The organism is Plantibacter sp. AC185, from assembly GCF_979258065.1.
The window spans coordinates 3,004,797-3,022,762 of sequence record NZ_OZ409831.1 but is presented as its reverse complement, the minus strand read 5'-3'; the positions used below and the strand labels follow the sequence as shown (position 1 = coordinate 3,022,762).

The window sequence follows — 17,966 nt, the reverse complement described above, 5'->3', positions numbered from 1 at the left end:
CCCGTCGGACGATGCAACGATTCAATCCGCATCCGTGTCCGATCTGTGATCACCTGCGACCGAATCGGTTCGAACGCTTGCCTTGGCCCCGCACGCCGTTCTACAGTGACCCGGTAAACGCTTTCCGGATGGCCCGCGGCCGCCGGGACCGGAACACGAACCAGAGGAAGAGCCACCGTGTCAGAGCAGACCATCGGGATCATCGTCAACGGCGCCACCGGGCGCATGGGCTACCGGCAGCACCTCGTGCGGTCGCTGCTGGCCATCCAGGAGCAGGGCGGCGTGCAGCTGTCCGACGGCACCCGCCGCCAGATCGAGTTGATCCTCGTCGGCCGCAACCAGGCGACCCTCGATGAGCTCGCCACGCGGCACGGCATCGAGCACACCTCGACCGACCTCGACGCGGTCCTCGCCGACCCCCGCTGGGACATCTACGCCGACTTCCTCGTCACGAAGGCCCGCGCCACCGCGCTGCGCAAGGCGATCGCGGCCGGCAAGACCATCTACACGGAGAAGCCGACGGCGGAGACCTTCGAGGAGGCGCTGGACCTCGCACGCCTCGCCGCCGAGGCCGGTGTGAAGAACGGCGTCGTGCACGACAAGCTCTACCTGCCGGGGCTGCGCAAGCTCAAGCGCCTCATCGACTCTGGCTTCTTCGGTCGGATCCTCTCCGTCCGTGGCGAGTTCGGCTACTGGGTGTTCGAGGGCGACTGGCAGCCGGCGCAGCGCCCGAGCTGGAACTACCGGGCCGAGGACGGCGGCGGCATCGTCGTCGACATGTTCCCGCACTGGAGCTACGTGCTCGAGAACCTCTTCGGTCGGGTCGAGTCGGTGTACGCGAAGGCGACGACGCACATCCCCGAGCGCTTCGACGAGCGGGGTGAGGCCTACGCGGCCACCGCCGACGACGCCGCCTACGGGGTCTTCGAGCTCGAGGGCGGCGTGATCGCCCAGCTCAACTCGAGCTGGACGGTGCGCGTCGACCGCGACGAGCTCGTGCAGTTCCAGGTCGATGGTACGCATGGCTCCGCCGTCGCCGGTCTCTTCGGCTGCAAGGTGCAGCCGCGGAACGTGACGCCGAAGCCGGTGTGGAACCCCGACCTCGCCGACGATCACGACTACGCGGGCGACTGGCAGGACGTGCCGACGAACGACGTGTTCGAGAACGGGTTCAAGACGCAGTGGGAGGAGTTCCTCCGCCACGTCGTCGAGGACGGCCCCTACGAATACGACCTCCTCGCCGGCGCGCGCGGCGTCCTGCTCGCGGAGCTCGGCCTCGAGAGCTCGCGCACAGGCCGCCGCCTCGACCTGCCCGAGGTGACGCTCGGAAGCACGGGCGACACCGCAGGCGCGGACGAGGAGCTGGCATCGCTCGAGGCCTCGGTCGCACGATGACCTCCGTCCCGCTGCTCTCGACCGACGGCGCGGTCACCGCGCTGGAGCTCCGCGAGCCCGTCGTGGCCGAGCGCCCGACCACTCCCCTGGCGAGCCGCACCGCCTACGCCGCGGCGCACGTCGTCCCGACGGCCTGGGGCGACAACGTGCCGGGCGCGCCGGCCGAGCTCGACTGGGACGCGACGCTCGCCTACCGCCACCACGTGTGGTCGTACGGCCTCGGCGTCGCGGACGCGATGGACACCGCCCAGCGGAACATGGGGCTCGACACCGCCGCCACGCGCGAGCTGATCACCCGGAGCGCAGCCGAGGCCGCCTCCGTCGGCGGCGCGCTCGTCGTCGGCGTCAACACCGACCACCTCACCGACGAGACCGTCTCGCTCGACGCGGTCGCCGACGCCTACCTCGAACAGCTCGCGTTCGCCGAGGACGCGGGCGCCGGGACCGTGCTCATGGCCAGTCGACACCTGGCGAGGGCCGCGCGGTCCGCCGACGACTACCGTCGCGTCTACGACCGGGTCCTGTCGGCGGCGCAGGCACCCGTGGTCCTGCACTGGCTCGGCACGGCGTTCGACCCGAGCCTCGAGGGCTACTTCGGCGCAAGCGACGTCGCCGAGGCCTCGGACACCCTGCTGCGCATCATGACCGACCACGTCGACCACGTCGCCGGGGTCAAGATGAGCCTCCTCGACGCCGACGCGGAGATCGCCGTCCGACGTCGCCTCCCGGCCGGCACGACGATGTTCACCGGGGACGACTTCAACTACGTCGACCTCATCGCCGGAGACGCGGTCGGACACTCCGACGCCCTGCTCGGAGCGTTCACCGCGATCGCTCCGGCCGCGTCCGCCGCGATCCAAGCGCTCGACGCCGGCGACCCAGCCTCCTACGAGCGGATCCTCCGACCGACAGAGGCCCTGTCGCGGCAGATCTTCGCCGCACCGACCTACTACTACAAGACGGGTATCGCCTTCCTCAGTTGGTTGAACGGCCACCAGCCGGCGTTCTCGATGGTCGGCGGCTTGCACGCGGCCCGGAGCCTGCCGCACCTGTCGGAGATCGTGCGCCTCGCCGACGCGGCCGGCGCGCTCGAACACCCGGAGCTCGCCGCCGAGCGCTGGACGGGCCTGCTGCGCACAGCCGGTGTCGTCGGCACGCTGACCACTGCGGGAGGAGCCCGATGAGCACCACCGCCCTTCGACAAGCTCAGGGACCGGCGGGACAGGCTCAGGGACCGGCGGGCGGCAGTACCACCCCGCACCCGCGACTCTCGGTCAACCAGGCCACGATCAAGTACGCCACACTCCCGGAGGCGGTCGCAGCCGTCACGGCGGCCGACGTCACGAGCTTCGGCGCCTGGCGCGAGCCCGTGCAGGAGTACGGCGTCGCAGCCTCGGCGAGCCTCCTCACGGACAGCGGCCTGCGCGTCTCGAGCCTGTGCCGAGGTGGCTTCTTCACCATGCCCGAGGGTCCGACTCGCCGGACGTCGATCGACGACAACCGGACCGCGATCGATGAAGCCGCCGCCCTGGGCGCCCCCGCGCTCGTCCTCGTGGTCGGCGGCCTCCCGGCCGGATCCCGTGACCTCATCGGCGCCCGCGAGCTCGTCCGAGACGCGATCGGTGAACTCACCGACCACGCGCTCGAGTCCGGCGTGCAGCTCGCGATCGAGCCGCTGCATCCGATGTACGCCTCGGACCGCGCGGTCGTCTCGACCCTCGGTCAGGCCCTCGACATCGCGGAGCAGTTCGCTCCGGAGGCCGTCGGGGTGGTCGTCGATACCTTCCACATCTGGTGGGACCCGCAGGTGCTCGAGCAGATCGCCCGCGCGGGCGCGACCGGTCGGATCTCCAGCTACCAGGCGTGCGACTGGGCGACGCCGCTCGCCGCGGACGTCCTCCTCTCCCGGCACTATCCGGGTGACGGCGTCGTCGACTTCGGCTCGCTCACCCGTGCCGTCGAGGCGGCGGGCTACACGGGCGACATCGAGGTCGAGCTCTTCAACCAGGACATCTGGGACAGCCCGTTCCAGCAGGTGGTCGATCGCACCGTCGACGCGTTCCAGGCGACGGTCGTCCCGCACCTCGACCACGACGACGACGCGATCCACCACCCCTGATCGCCGCGGCCGCCCTGTGGCAGAGTGTGTCTCAGCAGCCGCCAGTACGAAGGAGCGCCATGTCGGTCGACGAGCACCGGTCGACGCCGGTCCCACCGACGCTGCACGACGTCGCCCGTGAGGCGGGGGTCTCCCTCGCCACCGCGTCGCGCGCGCTCAACGGGAGCACCCGGACGGTCAACGAGACGTTCCGTCGGCGGGTCCTCGACGCCGCGCTCCGCCTGAACTACACGCCGAACCTGTCGGCCCAGGCGGTCGCAAAGGGGCTGTCGTCGACGATCTCGCTCCTCGTCAGCGACATCGCCGACCCGTACTTCTCGTCCATCGCGGCCGGGGCCATCCGCGCGGCCGACGAGCAGCGCATCGCCACGACCATGGCCGTCACGCACCGCGACCACGAGCGTGAACTCGAACTCGTGCGGGTGCTCCGCGGGCAGCGGCCACGTGCCATCATCCTGACGGGCAGTCGCTGGGACGGGGTCGCGTCGGAGCACCGGCTGTCGGATGAGCTCGCGGCCTACGAGTCGACAGGCGGGCGCGTGGTCCTCGTCTCGCAGCGGACGCTCCCGTTCGCCACGGTGCAGCTCGGCAACGCGACCGGTGCCCGCGAGCTGGCCCGTGAACTCGTCGGTGCCGGGTACCGTCGCTTCGCCGTCATCGCCGGCGACGACCGCCTGCTCACCTCCCGCGAGCGCGTGAGCGGGTTCGCGGAGGGTTTGGCCGAGCACGGCATCGCGATCCATCCGTCGAGGATCGTCCGGGCCGAGTTCACCCGCGACGGCGGGCGCCAGGGTGCCGCCGAGCTCCTGCAGCTGGGACTCGACGACGTCGACCTGGTCTTCGCCGTCAACGACGTGATGGCGATCGGGGCGATGTCGGCGTTCCGCGCGGCCGGACTCCGCCTTCCCGAGGACCTCGCGGTCGCCGGCTACGACGACATCGCGACCTCCCGCGACGTCACCCCGGCGCTCACCACGGTCGCCGTGCCGCTCGAGGCGGTCGGTGAGCACGCGGTGCGACTTGCCCTCGACCCGGCGACGGACAGCACGACGACGGAGCCCGTCGGCGCGACGGTCCTCCTCCGCGAGAGCACGCCCGCGCGCGCCTGACCCGCCAGTCTGTCCCCTCCCCCGGGGCGTTCATCCGTGCACAACTCCTGCAGCTCGCCCCGATCGGGCCGTGCAGCGTCCGACGCGGTGATCCTGGGGCCATGCAGCAGGAGTTGCGGACAGCAGCACGCCCTGAGCCTGGTGCCCTCGGAAGGGGACGCGTTCACCTCCGCGCGGCCGAGGTGCGCACTCGTTTCCGCGCACAACTCCTGCTGAGGGCGGCTGGACCGCCCGACACGGCGCCGACAGCCGGCTTCCGGCGCCGTCCAGCAGGAGTTGTGAACGCGGTGACGCTTCGCCTACTCGGCGACGTGCTCCTGGAACCAGGGGGTGTAGGCGGCGACCTTGGTGCGGTGGCCGGCGCCGGCGACGAGTCGCTTGACGTGCTCGCGGACGTTGACCGTCGCGACACCGATCACGGTGACGCGGTCGAACGGCACGGCGTCGGCGACGAGCACCTCGGCGCGTCGGAGGGCCGCGGGGTCCTCGTCGGTCGCGAAGCGCTGCACCATGCGGTCGGCGGTCATCGCGTTCGCGCCGATGCTCGTGAGCACATGGGAGGCGTCACCGTCGGCGACCACGACCCGCGCGCGGGAGGGCCGGCTGGTGTCGGCGTCGAACTCGCCCGGGTGCACGGCTGCGCCGTCGATCGTGGTGACGAGCACGACGTAGTCGTTGACCGATGACGCGAACGCCTCGGCGGACAGACGGACGTCGTGCTCGCCCGCGCGGATGCCCGCCCAGAGGTCGGCGTCCGGGGTCAGGAAGAACGGGACGAAGTCGGCCGGCGTGAGGTCGTCGGTGCCGGCGAGGACCATCGTGCGACGCGCTTCGCGGTGGCTCGCGGCGGCGATGTCGACGACCGGCCCGTCGGGGAGCGCCGGTGACGCCACCGGCAGGATGCTGCCGGTCTCGAGGATGCGCTCGAGGTTGCGGATGTGGGTGACGTGGTACAGCCGCTGCTCGCCGACGCGCACGACGGGCAGGGCGGCCGCCGCCTTCGTCACCGTCTTCGTGGTGGCCGCGGTCCGCACGCGGGTCGGGGCCGGCTCGCGGAGCGAGGGAGCGACCGTCGACCGACGGACCTTGGGAGCGGGTGGTTCAGCGACCGGCACCTCGCGGGGCGGCGGCGGGAAGCAGGTCGCGCAGAGGCCGTTGTCGAAACCGTGTTTGCATTCGTCGCTCAAGAGAGTCCTTCTGCAGTCCGGCTCCGAGACACGAGGAGCGGGTCACTGGGGGGACGAGCCGAGACGTACGCATCAAGGGTACGCGGCTTCGGCACCCCTCGTGCACGCGGGCACCCTCAGGCGAGCCCGCGCTGCGCCCGGAACACCCGGACGCACGAGACGGCGAGCGAGCCGAAGAACGCCGCCATCAGCACCGGGAGCAGCCAGGGTGCCATCCACGCGGGCACACCGAGCCAGGTGGTGAGTGCGACGACGGCGATGAGGGCGGCGGTCGCGATCGTCAGATTCCCCAGCAGTCGCCCGGTGGCGTCCAGCGTGGCAGCCGTCACCTCCGGACGGGGCGACAGTTGCGTTGACCACGTCGATGCAGCGGCCGGTGGGTGGGTGTCACCATCCGATCGGGTCGTTCCGGCGAGCGGCAGGCAGGCGGCGACGATCCAGAAGATCGCCATGACCGCGGCGCCGATGATGACCGGGAGCAGGAACCCGCCGAGACGCTTGTCCGCCCAGGCGTCCGGCTGGAGTGCGGCGTCGAAGTGCACCGGCATCGGATCAGGAGCAGACGGATACACCACCAGGCCGACGACCAGCGTCGCCGCGACGATGACGAGGGCGACGAGATGCGGCCACACCGGAGGACGGCGAGCGGGGTGCTCCGCGCGAGCGGTCGTCGGGTCCTGCATCGCTCTCCTCATCAGCGCGAGCGCAACGGACGACGCTCGTCGTGGGCACACGGAATATCTGCATCAACGGTACCCGCTGCACCCGTCCTCCAGATCCGCGACGCCGCCTGGGCACTGCAGCGATGCGTGGGCGACGCTACCCCCCACGCACCGCAGCACTACCCAGGCGACGGCGTCTCGGCTCACCCGGTCGAGCCTGGCTCCGCTGGTCGGCTCACCCGACGCGCGACGACGACCGCCGCGACACCGGCGACCAGCGCGATCGCGAAGCACCCGGCGAACGCGATTCCGCCGGGAGCGATCCAGCCCAGCCCGGCGAACGCCCCGGAGCCGTCGAGCGCCGTGAACGCCAGCCCGGTCGCCGCGAGCGCGAGGGCACCGCCGATCGCGTCGCCGATGGACATCGCCGCACTGTTGAACCCCTGCGAGCGCTCGTCGGAGTAGGCGAGCGTCATGACGCTGAGTCGCGGGAACATGAGGCCCATGCCGCCACCGCTCACCACCCAGGCGACGATCGGCACCGCCGGTGGCAGGCCGACGAGGGCTGCGGACAGGGCGATCGCGACGGCGACCGTGACGAGCGACGACCCGATCTGCACGGCGTTCGCATTCGACAGTCGGTCCCCGAGGCGCCCCTGCAACCAGGACGACAGCGACCACGCGATCGCACCACCGGTGAGCGCGAGTCCGGCGAGCGCCGGCGTGAGCCCGTGCTCGCGGGTCAGCAGGTACGGCACGTACACCTCGGCGCCGAAGAACGCGGCGGAGGTCAGTCCGCGCACCAGGATGACCGTCGGGAGCCCGCGGCGTGCGGTGAGCGTGCCGAGCGGGATGAGTGGTCGGAGGGCGAGGATCGCGACCACGGCACCGACGACCGGGAGCGCCCAGGCGGTCCATCCCGAGAACTCCGTCGAGAGGTTGACCGCGAGGACCGCCGCCGCGACGAGCACCGCCCAGCCGAGTCGACGCAGCTCCGCGCCCGTCCGCGCGACGGGGGCTGCCTCGCCGCCGTCCTTCGCCGACTCCTGCTCGGCGGCCTGCCGCTCGGCGCGCTCGGTTGCGGAGGCCCGCAGCATCCGGAGGGCCGGCAGGAGGAGGAGCGTCGCGACGACCACGAGGCCGACGACCCCGAGGAAGACCCAGTGCCAGCTGAACCGCTCGGCGACCACCCCGGCGAGGAACGGCCCGATCAGGGAGGGGACGACCCAGGCGGCCGCGAACCCGGCGAAGATCCGCGGGTGCAGGGCCGGTGGGTAGATGCGGGCGACGAGGACGTACAGGGCGACGGTCATCGCTCCCGAACCGAGGCTCTGGACGAGGCGTCCGGCGACGACGGCCCACATCGTGGTCGCGGTTCCGGCCAGGAGGAGACCGACGAGGAACAGGACGACGGAGGCGAGCAGCGGCTGGACTGGACCGATCCGGTCGGCGACCGAGCCCGCGGCGACCATGCCGATGACACTGACGGCGAGCGGGCCGGCGAAGGCGAGCGCGTAGAGCTGCTCTCCGCCGAGCTCGCCACTCACGAGCGGCATGATCGTCGTGACGGCGAGGGACTCGAAGGCGCCGAGGAACACGAGCGCGCACGCACCGATGGTGACGAGGACGAACCGGCGGCTGAAGATCCCGCGGTCGCGGGGCGTCGGGTCGGCTCCGGTCGCGGGCTCGGGGGTCGTCGCTGTGGTCACGATTCCGAGCCTAGAACCTCAACGTGACTTGAGGTCAAGCGCTGACGAACCCCTGCCCGTTCACCATTCAGGACGTGCCCGGCGCGCCGTCGCGGATCGACGGGTTCGGCGCAGGACGCGCCGCAGCCCTCCTGAATTGCGAACGAGCTGGAACGGCCCGCTAGTGCTTGGCGCTCGCCTTCAGGACCTTCGCGAGCGCGCGGTCGAGGTCGGCGATGAGGTCGGCGACGTCCTCGATGCCGACCGACAGCCGGACGACGTTCTCGGGGACCGCCAGCTCCGTGCCCTTCACCGAGGCGTGCGTCATCTGCGCCGGCAGGCCGATGAGCGACTCGACGCCACCGAGCGACTCGGCGAGCGCGAAGAGTTTCGTCTTCTCGACGAGGCGCGTGGCTGCAGCCGGGCCACCGACGAGCGCGAGCGACAGCATGCCGCCGAACCCGGACATCTGGCGGGCGGCGAGCTCGTGACCGGGGTGGCTCTCGAGGCCCGGGTAGTAGACGCGCTCGACGGCGGCGTGGCCGTCGAGGAACTCCGCGATCGCCTGCGCGTTCGCGCTGTGCTGGCGCATGCGCACCGCGAGGGTCTTGATGCCGCGGGTCGTGAGCCACGCGTCGAGCGGGGCCGAGACCGCGCCCGCGGCGAACTGCACGAAGCCGAGCTGCTCGGCGAGCTCGTCGTCGTTCATGATGATGGCGCCACCGAGGACGTCGGAGTGACCGCCGAGGTACTTGGTCGTCGAGTGCACGACGATGTCGGCCCCGAGCGAGAGCGGCTGCTGCAGCGCCGGCGAGGCGAAGGTGTTGTCCACGACGGAGAGCACCTCGTGGCGGTGCGCGAGGGCCGCGAGTGCCGCGATGTCGCTGATCTTCATGAGCGGGTTGCTCGGCGTCTCGACCCACAGCAACTTCGTGCGGCCCGGGATGATCGCCGCTTCGACGGCCGCGAGGTCGCCGAGGTCCACGACCGTGTGCTCGATGCCCCAGGCGCCGTGCACCCGGTTGATCAGCCGGTAAGTACCGCCGTAGACGTCGTTGCCGATGACGATGTGGTCGCCGGGGCGGAGGGCCGTGCGGATGAGCGCGTCCTCGGCGGCGAGGCCGGAGGCGAAGGAGAAGCCGTGCTTCGCACCCTCGAGCGCGGCGAGCTGCGTCTCGAGCGCCGTGCGGGTCGGGTTGGCGGAGCGGCTGTACTCGTAGCCGCCGCGGAGCCCGCCGACGCCGTCCTGGACGAAGGTCGACGTCTGGTAGATCGGCGGGATGATCGCCCCGGTGGTGGGGTCGAACTCCTGTCCGGCGTGGATGCTGCGGGTGGCGAAGCCGTGGTCGTGCTTGCTCATGGGTGACTCTTTCGGTTCAGGATTCGGGGAGGTGTCGGGGTGGGCGACCGGTCGGACTGGCCCGGTCACCGGGGTCGGGCGTGGTCGGGACATCGCCCGGACTCCGCCCACACGACCTGCATGCCGCCCACGCTCAACCCGCCAGGTAGGTGAGGAGGTCGTGCCGCGTGATGACGCCGATCGGCTTGCCACCGTCGGTGACGAGGAACGCCGGGGCGGAACCGAGTGCCGCGCGCGCCGCCGGGATGGACTCACCGAGACCGATGAGCGGCAGCGGGTCGCCGACGAACGCGCTCGCGGCGTCGTTCATCTTGGCCGCGCCGCTGAAGACGGCGTCCATGAGGCTGGCCTCGTCGATCGCACCGACGACCTCGCCCATCACCACGGGCGGCTCGGCGCTCAGCACCGGGAGCTGCGAGACGCCGTACTCGGTCATGATGTCGACGACGTCGCGGACGGTGTCGCTCGGGTGCACGTGCACGAGGTCCGGCATCTCCGAGCCCTTGCCACGGAGGATGTCGCCCACCGTGCGGTCGTCGGCGACCTCGCTGAAGCCGTAGGACTGCAGCCAGGAGTCGTTGAAGATCTTGCCGAGGTAGCCGCGCCCGCCGTCGGGCAGGAGGACGACGACCACGGCCGACGCCGGGAGGTCGCGCGCCGCGACGAGGGCCGCCTGGACCGCCATGCCGCTGGAGCCGCCCACGAGCAGTCCTTCTTCGCGGGCGAGGCGACGTGTCATCGCGAACGACTCGGCGTCGGTGACGGCGATGATCTCGTCGGGGATGGAGGGGTCGTACGCGGTCGGCCAGAAGTCCTCGCCGACGCCCTCGACGAGGTATGGACGCCCGGTGCCGCCCGAGTAGACGGAGCCCTCCGGGTCTGCGCCGATGATGCGCACGCCGCCCTCGGAGACCTCCTTGAGGTACTTGCCCGTCCCGGAGATGGTGCCTCCGGTGCCGACGCCCGCGACGAAGTGGGTGATCTCGCCCTCGGTGTCGCGCCAGATCTCGGGACCGGTCGACTCGTAGTGGCTGCGCGGCCCGTTCGGGTTCGCGTACTGGTTGGGCTTGAACGCGCCCGGGATCTCGGCGGTGAGGCGGTCGGACACGCTGTAGTACGAGTCGGGGCTGTCGGGAGCGACGGAGGTGGGCGTGACGACGATCTCCGCACCGTAGGCGGTGAGCACGTTCCGCTTGTCCTCGCCGACCTTGTCGGGCAGGACGAACACGCAGCGGTACCCGCGCTGCTGGGCGACGAGGGCGAGGCCGACGCCGGTGTTGCCGGAGGTGGGCTCGACGATCGTGCCGCCCGGCTTGAGGTCGCCCGACGCCTCGGCGGCGTCGATGATGCGCGTCGCGATGCGGTCCTTCGAGGAGCCGCCCGGGTTGAGGTACTCGACCTTGACGAGCACGGTGGCCGCGATGCCCTCGGTGACCCGGTTGAGCTTGACGAGGGGCGTGTTCCCGATGAGATCGAGGACGGAGTCTGCGTAGTTCATGTCTGCAATCTGTTCCTGTGGTGCGTCACCGCACGACTCTCGCGTGCGTCACCGGATGGCTGGGGCGGCTGAGGCGGCATCCCGGGCAGGGACGGCTCAGCGGGGACAGCAGGAACACGACAGGCGGAGACGCATGCTGACCACCCTACCCGGCGAGTGCAGGGAACGCAGCCGGATGACGGGGCCGATCCGACGTCAGTGGATCGCGACGAGTCGCTGCCGCGGACCGAGTGCCGAGACAGCCGAGGACACCAGCCGGACGGCGAGGGTCAGCACCATGAGGACACCGATCGCCGTGAGCACGACCGCGGCGAGCAGCAGCACCGCGACGAGCGCCGGGAGCCGGCGCAACGCGAGCTCGACCGGGCGACGACGGGGTGCCCCGTCCGCCCCGGGCGCGTACAGGTGGCCTTCGCCCGCCATGGCCGCGGCGACGAGTTCGAGCGTGGCGCGCGCGCCGGATCCGAGCCGTGCGGTCGAGGTGCGCAGCGCCTGGGACATCACGTGGCCCTTCTCGTCGGATGGATCGGTGTTCGCGGGTGCGAGGACTCGACCGTAGCAGTCGGGTGCCCTGTTCGGGGGTGCCGGTGCCCATTCTGCCAGGCGGGCGTGAACGCACGGTGGCCTGCCGGCGGCCGCATGATGGACGCGCACCGCGCTCCCTAGACTGGAGGCATGACCGTCTCCGGCCTCTCCGCCGTCTCCCAGGACTACCTCAAGACGATCTGGACGACCTCCGAGTGGGCCGACGAGTCGGCCACCGTCAAACTGCTCGCGGATCGCATGGGCGTCCGTCCCGCGACCGCCTCCGACGCCGTGAAGCGACTCGCCGCCCAGGGACTCGTCGTGCACGAACCCTACGGCAGCATCGAGCTCACCCCCGCCGGGCAGGCGCACGCGGTCGCGATGGTGCGGCGGCACCGGCTCATCGAGACCTTCCTCGTCGAGATGCTCGGCTACGGCTGGGACGAGGTCCACGACGAGGCGGAGATCCTCGAGCACGCGGCGAGCGACACGATGATCGAGCGCATCGACGCCGCGCTCGGCCACCCGATCCGCGATCCGCACGGCGACCCGATCCCCTCTGCCGACGGCACCCCGCACCGCCCGGACGCGGTCCGGTTGAACGAGGCGCCGTCCGACAGCCCGCTGACGGTGTGTCGTATCTCGGACGCCGACCCGGAGACCCTCCGCCATCTGAGCACCCTCGGCATCGTCCTCGACACCGAACTCAGCGTGGACGACCACCGGGCGTTCGCGGGCGAACTGGAACTCCGGCTCACCGCCACCGGCACCCGCCTCACGCTCGGTCGCCTCGCCGCCGACGCCGTCTGGGTGACGGTCGTCGCCTGATCACCCGAAGAACGTCAGCACGATGAGCGCGACGTTCAGCGTGACGATGAGCGCGACCACGATCCAGGCGAACACGCGGGTGGCGAGCTGGTCGACGTGGACACCCATGATCCGCCGGTCGCCCGTGTAGCGCACGAGCGGGATGAGCGCGAAGGGGATGCCGAGGCTGAGGAACACCTGGCTGAGCACGAGCGCGGTGGTCGGGTCGATGCCCGCAGCCAGGATGACGAGTGCCGGGATCAGGGTGATCACGCGTCGGGCGAGCAACGGGATGCGCACCTTGAGGAGCCCTCCCATGATCGCCGCTCCCGCGTAGGCGCCCACCGAGGTCGAGGCGAGCCCCGAGGCCAGCAGGCCGATGGCGAAGATCACGCCGATGACCGGCCCGAGCGCAGCGGTGATCGCCGCGTGCGCCCCCTCGATCGAGTCCGTCCCCTCGACACCGCCGAGCGACGCGGCCGCGAGCAGCAGCATCGCGATGTTCACCGCTCCGGCGAGGACGAGTGCCGCCGCGACGTCCCAGCGGGTCGCCACGATGAGCCGACGGATGGCACCGTCGCTCGTCTGGACGCCGTGCCGGTCCCGACTGAGCGAGGAGTGGAGGTAGATCGCGTGCGGCATGACCGTCGCGCCGAGCATGCTCGCGGCGAGCAGGACCGTCGCCGTGCCCTCGAACCGCGGCACCAGGCCACCGGCCGCGGCACCCCAGTCGACGGGGCTGACGAACAGACCGGCGAGGAAGCCGACGGCGATGACGGCGAGGAGCGTCAGGATCGCGAACTCGAAATGCCGCTGGCCGTACCAGTTCTGCACGGCGAGGAGCACGATCGAGAAGACCCCGACGATGACGCCGCCGAGCACGAGCGGGATCCCGAACAGCAGGTACAGCGCCACGGCGCCGCCGATCACTTCGGCGAGGTCGGTCGCGGCGGCGACGAGCTCCGCCTGCACCCAGTAGAGCCGACGCGGCCCGGTGCGCAGTCGCGAGCCGAGCAGCTCGGGCAGGCTCTGCCCGGTGACGAGGCCGAGCTTGGCGGAGAGGTACTGGACGAGCACGGCCATCGCGTTCGCGGCGACGAGCACCCAGACGAGCAGGTAGCCGTACTGGGCTCCCGCCGTGAGGTTGGCCGCGACGTTCCCGGGATCGACGTAGGCGATCGCCGCCACGAAGGCGGGCCCGAGGAGGAACAGGAGTCGTGGTCCGCGGGGCGCGCGGGTCGTCGGAGCGGCGAGGTCACTGGTCACGTCGGCCATGTTAGCAAGACCAAGCTACATTTGTTAGACGAGTCTAACTCTTGGATTCACCGGCTGTCTGCTTGGATGAGCCTGAGAATCGACTGCGCATCGTCAGGCGCCGGAACGGCCCCCGGAAGCACATCTGGTTCGATAGTTACGCATACAACTTTTTCGAGAGGCCCCCGTGACCCCTGCAGCAGATCGCCCCAAGAACACCCCCGTCCCGCCCGCCGTCAAGCAGCAGAGCGTGAAGCAGGAGCGCGAAGCCCAGCGTCAGGCCAAGGTAGCCGCCTTCAAGCAGGCGCAGAAGCGGAAGAACCGCAACCGCCGCATCGGGATCTGGGCCGGTGTCGTGGGCGGTGTGGCCGTCATCGCGGTCCTCATCACGAGCGTCGTCCTCACCCTGCCGAAGAACGCCAGCTACCCCGGCGGTGGCACCGGCACCGGCCAGGACATCGCGGGCGTGGAGCTGTTCCAGAACACCTCGGAACACGTCGAGGGCACGGTCGACTACCCGCAGAATCCGCCGGCCGGTGGCCCGCACAACCAGTACTGGCTGAACTGCGGCATCTACACCGAGGAGCAGACCAACGAGAACGCGGTCCACTCCCTCGAGCACGGCGCGATCTGGGTCACCTACGACCCGTCCCTCAGCGACGCGGAGCTCACGAAGCTCAAGGAGCTGCTCCCCACCACGTACGTCGTCCTGTCGCCGAAGTCCGACCTCCCCTCGCCGATCGTGCTGAGCGGCTGGAACTCCCAGCTGCAGGTCAACAACGCGAGTGACGCGCGCATCGCCGACTTCTTCGAGGAGTTCTGGAAGAGCAACAACGTCCCGGAACCCGGCGCGGCCTGCACCGGCGCGATCGACGGTCCCGGCAAGGTCTGATCCGTTGACCCCGGCGAGCACACCCGACGCACCGGCGACCGGTGAACCGGCCGACGGCGGCGTGACCGACGAGGAACTCGCCGCCTGGGAGGCGCAAGGCTCCCCCGACGGTTCCAGCCGGACGCGCATCGTCATCGCCGCGATGGCCGTCATCGCGATCATGGTCGCCGCGGCGATCGGCTTCTCGGTCGGTCGACTGAGCACCCTCGCCGACCCGACACCCACCACGACGAGCGCCGAGGCGGGCTTCTCGCGCGACATGCAGGTGCACCACAACCAGGGCGTGGAGCTCGCCATGATCATCCGCGACCGGACGGACGCGGTCGACGTGCGCACTCTCGCTTACGACATCGCGACCACCCAGGCGCAGCAGTCGGGCCAGCTGTACGACTGGCTCGTCCAGTGGAACCTGCCGCAGGGTTCACGGCAGCCGGACATGACGTGGATGACGCTCCCCACGCTCACGGGCGCGAGCGGCCATGCGCACGGCGGTGACACGGCGACCCCGGGGTCCACCCACACCCCGGGCGACCCGATGCCGGGCCTCGCCACCCCCGCCCAGATCGACCAGCTGACGGCGGCGTCCGGACTCCAGGCGGAGCGGGTGTTCCTCACGCTGATGATCGCCCACCACCAGGGCGCGGTCGAGATGGCCGAGGCGCTGCAGCCGCGGACCACGAACGCGACCGCGCTGGCCTTCACGCGCGCGGTCATCGCGAGCCAGCAGGCGGAGATCGAGCTCATGACCCGCATGCTCGACGACCGGGGCGGGCCGGTCGACCTCGCCGGCTGACCCCTCCCGTCGACCGCCCGGGCGACGGGCGGGCTCCGACAAGGGGCTAGCCAGAACCCGGCCGACGGCGAAGAATGATCCCGACGCCCGAACGGGCCCGATGAACAGGAGCGACGAATGGCACTCGACGACATCACCAAGAAGGCTCAGGAATTCCTGAAGGACAACAAGGTCAAGGACGCGCTGAAGAGCGAACAGGCCGAGGACATCAGCGACAAGCTCCTCGGCAGCGTGGCCGACGCGGCCAAGAAGGTCACCGGCGGCAAGTTCGACGAGCAGATCGACGGCGCCCGCGACGCGGCGGACAAGGCCGTCGGCAACGAGTAGTCCCCGGCTCGACACGCGTGACGGCCGGGTCCCGACGGGCGCCCGGCCGTTCGTGTCTGCGCCGGTCAGCGCTCGATCGCCCTTCCGGGTCGATCAGTGCCCGTCGACGCCGGCGTCCACGGGATTGCTCCGGAACCGGTCGAGCGCGATGGCCACGAGTTCGGGAGCGGACAGGTGCGTGTCCTGCATCAGGTCCGAGAGGACTTCTGACGCGCGTCCGCTGAGCGTCAGTTGCACGGTCGCGGAGCGGTCTTCATCGACACCGCTCAGCGCGCGACGACGTTCGCCCAGGCTGAGGATGGCCGACCGCAGATAGGTGCGGCTCGCGACGGTGTCGATCTCCCATCGGCCGGCGCGACGGTTCGCGACGACATTGCCGCGACGGATGTTCGTCATGAGCGACGCTCGGCTCACATGGAGCTTCGCGGCGAGTTCCGCCGTCCGGACCGGACGGGGGAGGTCGTCGATGAAGTCCTCGACGAGCGCCTCCCGGAGGAGCTCCCAGGCGACGTCCGGAGGGAGCGGCGCATCGGGCATGCTGCCGCCGTCCTGCAGCGGACCCACCCACGCGGTCGTGGGGGCGTCGCGTTCGGTCATCGTCATCGCCCCTCCAAGGTTCCGGCGCTCGAACCTCAAGCATGCTCGGTGCCCGTGGAAAGCGCGTCCCCCAATGCGGGTTGCCCGCGTTCGCGGGGTGCCGGCCCGAAACGACGCACCCCGTCCACCAGGGCGGACGGGGTGCGGGCGACGCTCGGACGACTCAGCTGCGGTTCGCGACCGGTCGGGAACCCACCGGGCGGGTCCCCTCGAACAGGATCCGGTAGCTGAATCCGGCGATCAGCGCGCCGATGATCGGGAACACGATGAACACCCAGACCTGCGCGAGCCAGTCGGCCCCGCCGAAGATGGCGGTCGCGATGGAGCGCGCCGGGTTGAGCGAGCCGTTGTCGATCGGGATCGCGATCAACAGGAACAGCGTGAGCGTGCCGCCGATGGCGATCGGCGCGAAGCCCGCGGCGGCCCGCGTGTGCGTGACGCCGAGGATGACGTAGAGGAAGAGTGCGGTGATGACGACCTCGATCACGATCGCCGAGACGAGTCCGAATCCGCCGGGCGAGAGCTCACCGAACCCGTTCGAGACGAAGCCGCTCGCGACGGCCTTGTCGAGGAATCCTGCCGGTCCGCCGGCCGCGAGGCCGAACACCGCGAGTGCGCCGAGGAACGCTCCGACGAGCTGCGCGAGGATGAACGTCCACGTCGCACGCCAGGGGAACCGGCCGGCGGCGGCGAGCCCGAGCGTCACCGCCGGGTTGAAGTGCCCGCCGGAGATAGGGCCGAACGCGTAGGCGGCGATGGTCACCGAGAGGCCGAGGGCGATCGCCACCCCGAGGAAACCGACGCCCAGGGGGTTGGAGGTCTCCTCGCCGAAGAATGCGGAGAAGGTCGCCGTCCCGACGAGACCGAAGACCAGCAGGAAAGTGCCGGCCAGCTCTGCGAGGAGTTGCGACGCGGTGGTCGGTTCGACGGAGGGTGGGACTTCCGGGGAGGACATCTGGGCTCTTCTCGCTCGAGGTGACGACGTGGACGCGGAGCTCTGGCGAGCACCGCGCCATCAGCAGACTATTGCCCCGCGTCCCACCGGCGACAGCCCCGAGGGCAGCATGTCGCCGTCGCTCAGTGCACCTCCAGGTCGTGGAGCGGGACCTGGAGCCGGAAGACGTGCTCGATCGCGAGCTCCGCGCCGACGGCGTCGCCCGAGGCGATCGCGGAGCGGAGGTGCGGGTACCCGACGCGCAGATCCGACCAGTCCACCGTCTCGGCCGACCGCGTCGCCGCGACGCGGTAGATCAGGGCGCCGATCACGTCCTTCGTCGCCGTGACGAGGACCGGGTTCTCGCAGTGCTTCAGGAACCGGTCCACGAGCCCCCAGACGCAGCGGCCGTGCGCATCCGCGTCCTCCGCCGTCACCGTCGTCATCGTGTGCTCGACGAACGCCAGGAGCTCCGCCCGTTGCCCAGCGGTCAACGTCGGGACGGTGACCCGGACGACGCCGCTGACGAGCGCTCCGAGGGTCTGCAGGACGGCTGTCCGGTCCTCGGCCCGTGGCTGCGCGACCCGGGTGTGCCGCTGCGGTGCCGTCTCGACTAGTCCGACGCGCTCGAGTTCCCGGAGTGCTGCGGCGACTTCCTTACTCGGAGCGTCGAGCCACTCCCGGAGCTCCTCCTCGATGAGCAGCTCGCCCGAGGGGAGCGTCCCGTCGTAGATCGCGTTGCGGATCCGCTCGGTCACGGAATCGCCGACAGGCGACGGCCGCGACCCGGACGGTCCATCGGGGTTCGGCATCGGTTCC

At 70.8% G+C, this 17,966-nt stretch carries 18 protein-coding genes; 8 read left to right on the top strand and 10 right to left on the bottom strand.

From position 1 onward, the window contains the following. The first annotated feature begins 225 nt into the window (after positions 1–225). The 4 genes from ACZZZB_RS14355 to ACZZZB_RS14340 are packed head-to-tail and all read left to right on the top strand — an operon-like array spanning position 226 to position 4,623. Positions 226–1,395, top strand: coding sequence for a Gfo/Idh/MocA family protein (locus ACZZZB_RS14355; protein ID WP_463530567.1), 1,170 nt, complete (start codon positions 226–228; stop codon positions 1,393–1,395). Then, positions 1,392–2,579: a dihydrodipicolinate synthase family protein gene (locus ACZZZB_RS14350; RefSeq protein WP_463530023.1), complete on the top strand. Its 1,188-nt coding sequence runs from the start codon at positions 1,392–1,394 to the stop codon at positions 2,577–2,579. Before ACZZZB_RS14355 ends, ACZZZB_RS14350 begins: the two co-directional genes overlap by 4 nt. Further along, entirely contained in the window at positions 2,576–3,514 is a 939-nt protein-coding gene (locus tag ACZZZB_RS14345; protein ID WP_463530022.1) for a sugar phosphate isomerase/epimerase family protein, read from the top strand. The genes ACZZZB_RS14350 and ACZZZB_RS14345 overlap by 4 nt, the downstream gene beginning before the upstream one ends. Positions 3,515–3,573: 59 nt before the next feature. Beyond that, a complete protein-coding gene (locus ACZZZB_RS14340; protein WP_194603782.1) occupies positions 3,574–4,623 on the top strand; it encodes a LacI family DNA-binding transcriptional regulator in 1,050 nt (349 codons plus the stop codon). Between the two features lie 299 nt (positions 4,624–4,922). On the opposite strand, the gene ACZZZB_RS14335 is transcribed toward ACZZZB_RS14340, so the two are convergent. The 6 genes from ACZZZB_RS14335 to ACZZZB_RS14310 all read right to left on the bottom strand — a co-directional run bounded on the left by ACZZZB_RS14335 (position 4,923) and on the right by ACZZZB_RS14310 (position 11,522). Further along, positions 4,923–5,810 (bottom strand): DarT ssDNA thymidine ADP-ribosyltransferase family protein, encoded by an 888-nt coding sequence (locus ACZZZB_RS14335; protein WP_229940207.1) that lies wholly within the window; start codon positions 5,808–5,810, stop codon positions 4,923–4,925. Between the two features lie 116 nt (positions 5,811–5,926). After that, complete coding sequence (locus ACZZZB_RS14330) at positions 5,927–6,493, bottom strand: DUF1648 domain-containing protein (RefSeq protein WP_229940208.1); 567 nt, start codon at positions 6,491–6,493, stop codon at positions 5,927–5,929. A 182-nt stretch (positions 6,494–6,675) separates the two neighbouring features. After that, a complete protein-coding gene (locus ACZZZB_RS14325) occupies positions 6,676–8,181 on the bottom strand; it encodes an MFS transporter (protein ID WP_229940209.1) in 1,506 nt (501 codons plus the stop codon). 160 nt (positions 8,182–8,341) lie between these two features. Then, positions 8,342–9,520: a cystathionine gamma-synthase gene (locus ACZZZB_RS14320; protein ID WP_071258797.1), complete on the bottom strand. Its 1,179-nt coding sequence runs from the start codon at positions 9,518–9,520 to the stop codon at positions 8,342–8,344. Positions 9,521–9,653: 133 nt separating this feature from the next. After that, complete coding sequence (locus ACZZZB_RS14315) at positions 9,654–11,018, bottom strand: cystathionine beta-synthase (protein ID WP_064295706.1); 1,365 nt, start codon at positions 11,016–11,018, stop codon at positions 9,654–9,656. Positions 11,019–11,213: 195 nt separating this feature from the next. Then, entirely contained in the window at positions 11,214–11,522 is a 309-nt protein-coding gene (locus ACZZZB_RS14310) for a hypothetical protein (protein WP_463530021.1), read from the bottom strand. A 171-nt stretch (positions 11,523–11,693) separates the two neighbouring features. Here ACZZZB_RS14310 and ACZZZB_RS14305 point away from each other — a divergent pair, with 171 nt between their 5' ends. Further along, the gene (locus ACZZZB_RS14305) at positions 11,694–12,371 is read left to right on the top strand and encodes a metal-dependent transcriptional regulator (RefSeq protein WP_079706739.1); all 678 of its coding nucleotides are present in this window, start codon (positions 11,694–11,696) and stop codon (positions 12,369–12,371) included. Here the strand turns inward: ACZZZB_RS14305 and ACZZZB_RS14300 are convergent, their stop codons facing one another. Further along, entirely contained in the window at positions 12,372–13,625 is a 1,254-nt protein-coding gene (locus ACZZZB_RS14300) for an Nramp family divalent metal transporter (protein ID WP_137243876.1), read from the bottom strand. It abuts the gene before it with no gap. 166 nt (positions 13,626–13,791) lie between these two features. Between ACZZZB_RS14300 and ACZZZB_RS14295 the strand changes: the two genes are divergently transcribed. The 3 genes from ACZZZB_RS14295 to ACZZZB_RS14285 all read left to right on the top strand — a co-directional run bounded on the left by ACZZZB_RS14295 (position 13,792) and on the right by ACZZZB_RS14285 (position 15,616). Continuing rightward, positions 13,792–14,496, top strand: a complete 705-nt coding sequence (locus ACZZZB_RS14295; protein WP_124767330.1) for a DUF3105 domain-containing protein — start codon at positions 13,792–13,794, stop codon at positions 14,494–14,496. A gap of 4 nt (positions 14,497–14,500) precedes the next feature. Then, positions 14,501–15,289, top strand: coding sequence for a DUF305 domain-containing protein (locus ACZZZB_RS14290; RefSeq protein WP_236555538.1), 789 nt, complete (start codon positions 14,501–14,503; stop codon positions 15,287–15,289). Between the two features lie 117 nt (positions 15,290–15,406). Further along, positions 15,407–15,616, top strand: coding sequence for an antitoxin (locus ACZZZB_RS14285; protein ID WP_079706736.1), 210 nt, complete (start codon positions 15,407–15,409; stop codon positions 15,614–15,616). Between the two features lie 93 nt (positions 15,617–15,709). On the opposite strand, the gene ACZZZB_RS14280 is transcribed toward ACZZZB_RS14285, so the two are convergent. From ACZZZB_RS14280 to ACZZZB_RS14270, 3 genes are all read right to left on the bottom strand, one after another. Further along, positions 15,710–16,213 carry a hypothetical protein gene (locus tag ACZZZB_RS14280; protein WP_124767331.1) on the bottom strand — a complete coding sequence of 168 codons (504 nt, stop codon included), beginning with the start codon at positions 16,211–16,213 and terminating at the stop codon, positions 15,710–15,712. Between the two features lie 163 nt (positions 16,214–16,376). Further along, on the bottom strand, positions 16,377–17,168 hold the full coding sequence (locus ACZZZB_RS14275) for an aquaporin (RefSeq protein ID WP_124767332.1): 792 nt from the start codon (positions 17,166–17,168) through the stop codon (positions 16,377–16,379). Between the two features lie 122 nt (positions 17,169–17,290). Beyond that, the gene (locus ACZZZB_RS14270; RefSeq protein ID WP_463530020.1) at positions 17,291–17,905 is read right to left on the bottom strand and encodes a GntR family transcriptional regulator; all 615 of its coding nucleotides are present in this window, start codon (positions 17,903–17,905) and stop codon (positions 17,291–17,293) included. Positions 17,906–17,966 lie beyond the last annotated feature (61 nt).

Excerpts from the sequence above, each read along its gene's own strand:
- ACZZZB_RS14355 (WP_463530567.1), top strand. The coding sequence starts at position 226 with ATGGGCTACCGGCAGCACCTCGTGCGGTCGCTGCTGGCCATCCAGGAG.
- ACZZZB_RS14350 (WP_463530023.1), top strand. The coding sequence starts at position 1,392 with ATGACCTCCGTCCCGCTGCTCTCGACCGACGGCGCGGTCACCGCGCTG.
- ACZZZB_RS14345 (WP_463530022.1), top strand. The coding sequence starts at position 2,576 with ATGAGCACCACCGCCCTTCGACAAGCTCAGGGACCGGCGGGACAGGCT.
- ACZZZB_RS14340 (WP_194603782.1), top strand. The coding sequence starts at position 3,574 with ATGTCGGTCGACGAGCACCGGTCGACGCCGGTCCCACCGACGCTGCAC.
- ACZZZB_RS14330 (WP_229940208.1), bottom strand. The coding sequence starts at position 6,493 with ATGCAGGACCCGACGACCGCTCGCGCGGAGCACCCCGCTCGCCGTCCT.
- ACZZZB_RS14320 (WP_071258797.1), bottom strand. The coding sequence starts at position 9,520 with ATGAGCAAGCACGACCACGGCTTCGCCACCCGCAGCATCCACGCCGGA.
- ACZZZB_RS14315 (WP_064295706.1), bottom strand. The coding sequence starts at position 11,018 with ATGAACTACGCAGACTCCGTCCTCGATCTCATCGGGAACACGCCCCTC.
- ACZZZB_RS14305 (WP_079706739.1), top strand. The coding sequence starts at position 11,694 with ATGACCGTCTCCGGCCTCTCCGCCGTCTCCCAGGACTACCTCAAGACG.
- ACZZZB_RS14300 (WP_137243876.1), bottom strand. The coding sequence starts at position 13,625 with ATGGCCGACGTGACCAGTGACCTCGCCGCTCCGACGACCCGCGCGCCC.
- ACZZZB_RS14285 (WP_079706736.1), top strand. The coding sequence starts at position 15,407 with ATGGCACTCGACGACATCACCAAGAAGGCTCAGGAATTCCTGAAGGAC.
- ACZZZB_RS14280 (WP_124767331.1), bottom strand. The coding sequence starts at position 16,213 with ATGACCGAACGCGACGCCCCCACGACCGCGTGGGTGGGTCCGCTGCAG.
- ACZZZB_RS14275 (WP_124767332.1), bottom strand. The coding sequence starts at position 17,168 with ATGTCCTCCCCGGAAGTCCCACCCTCCGTCGAACCGACCACCGCGTCG.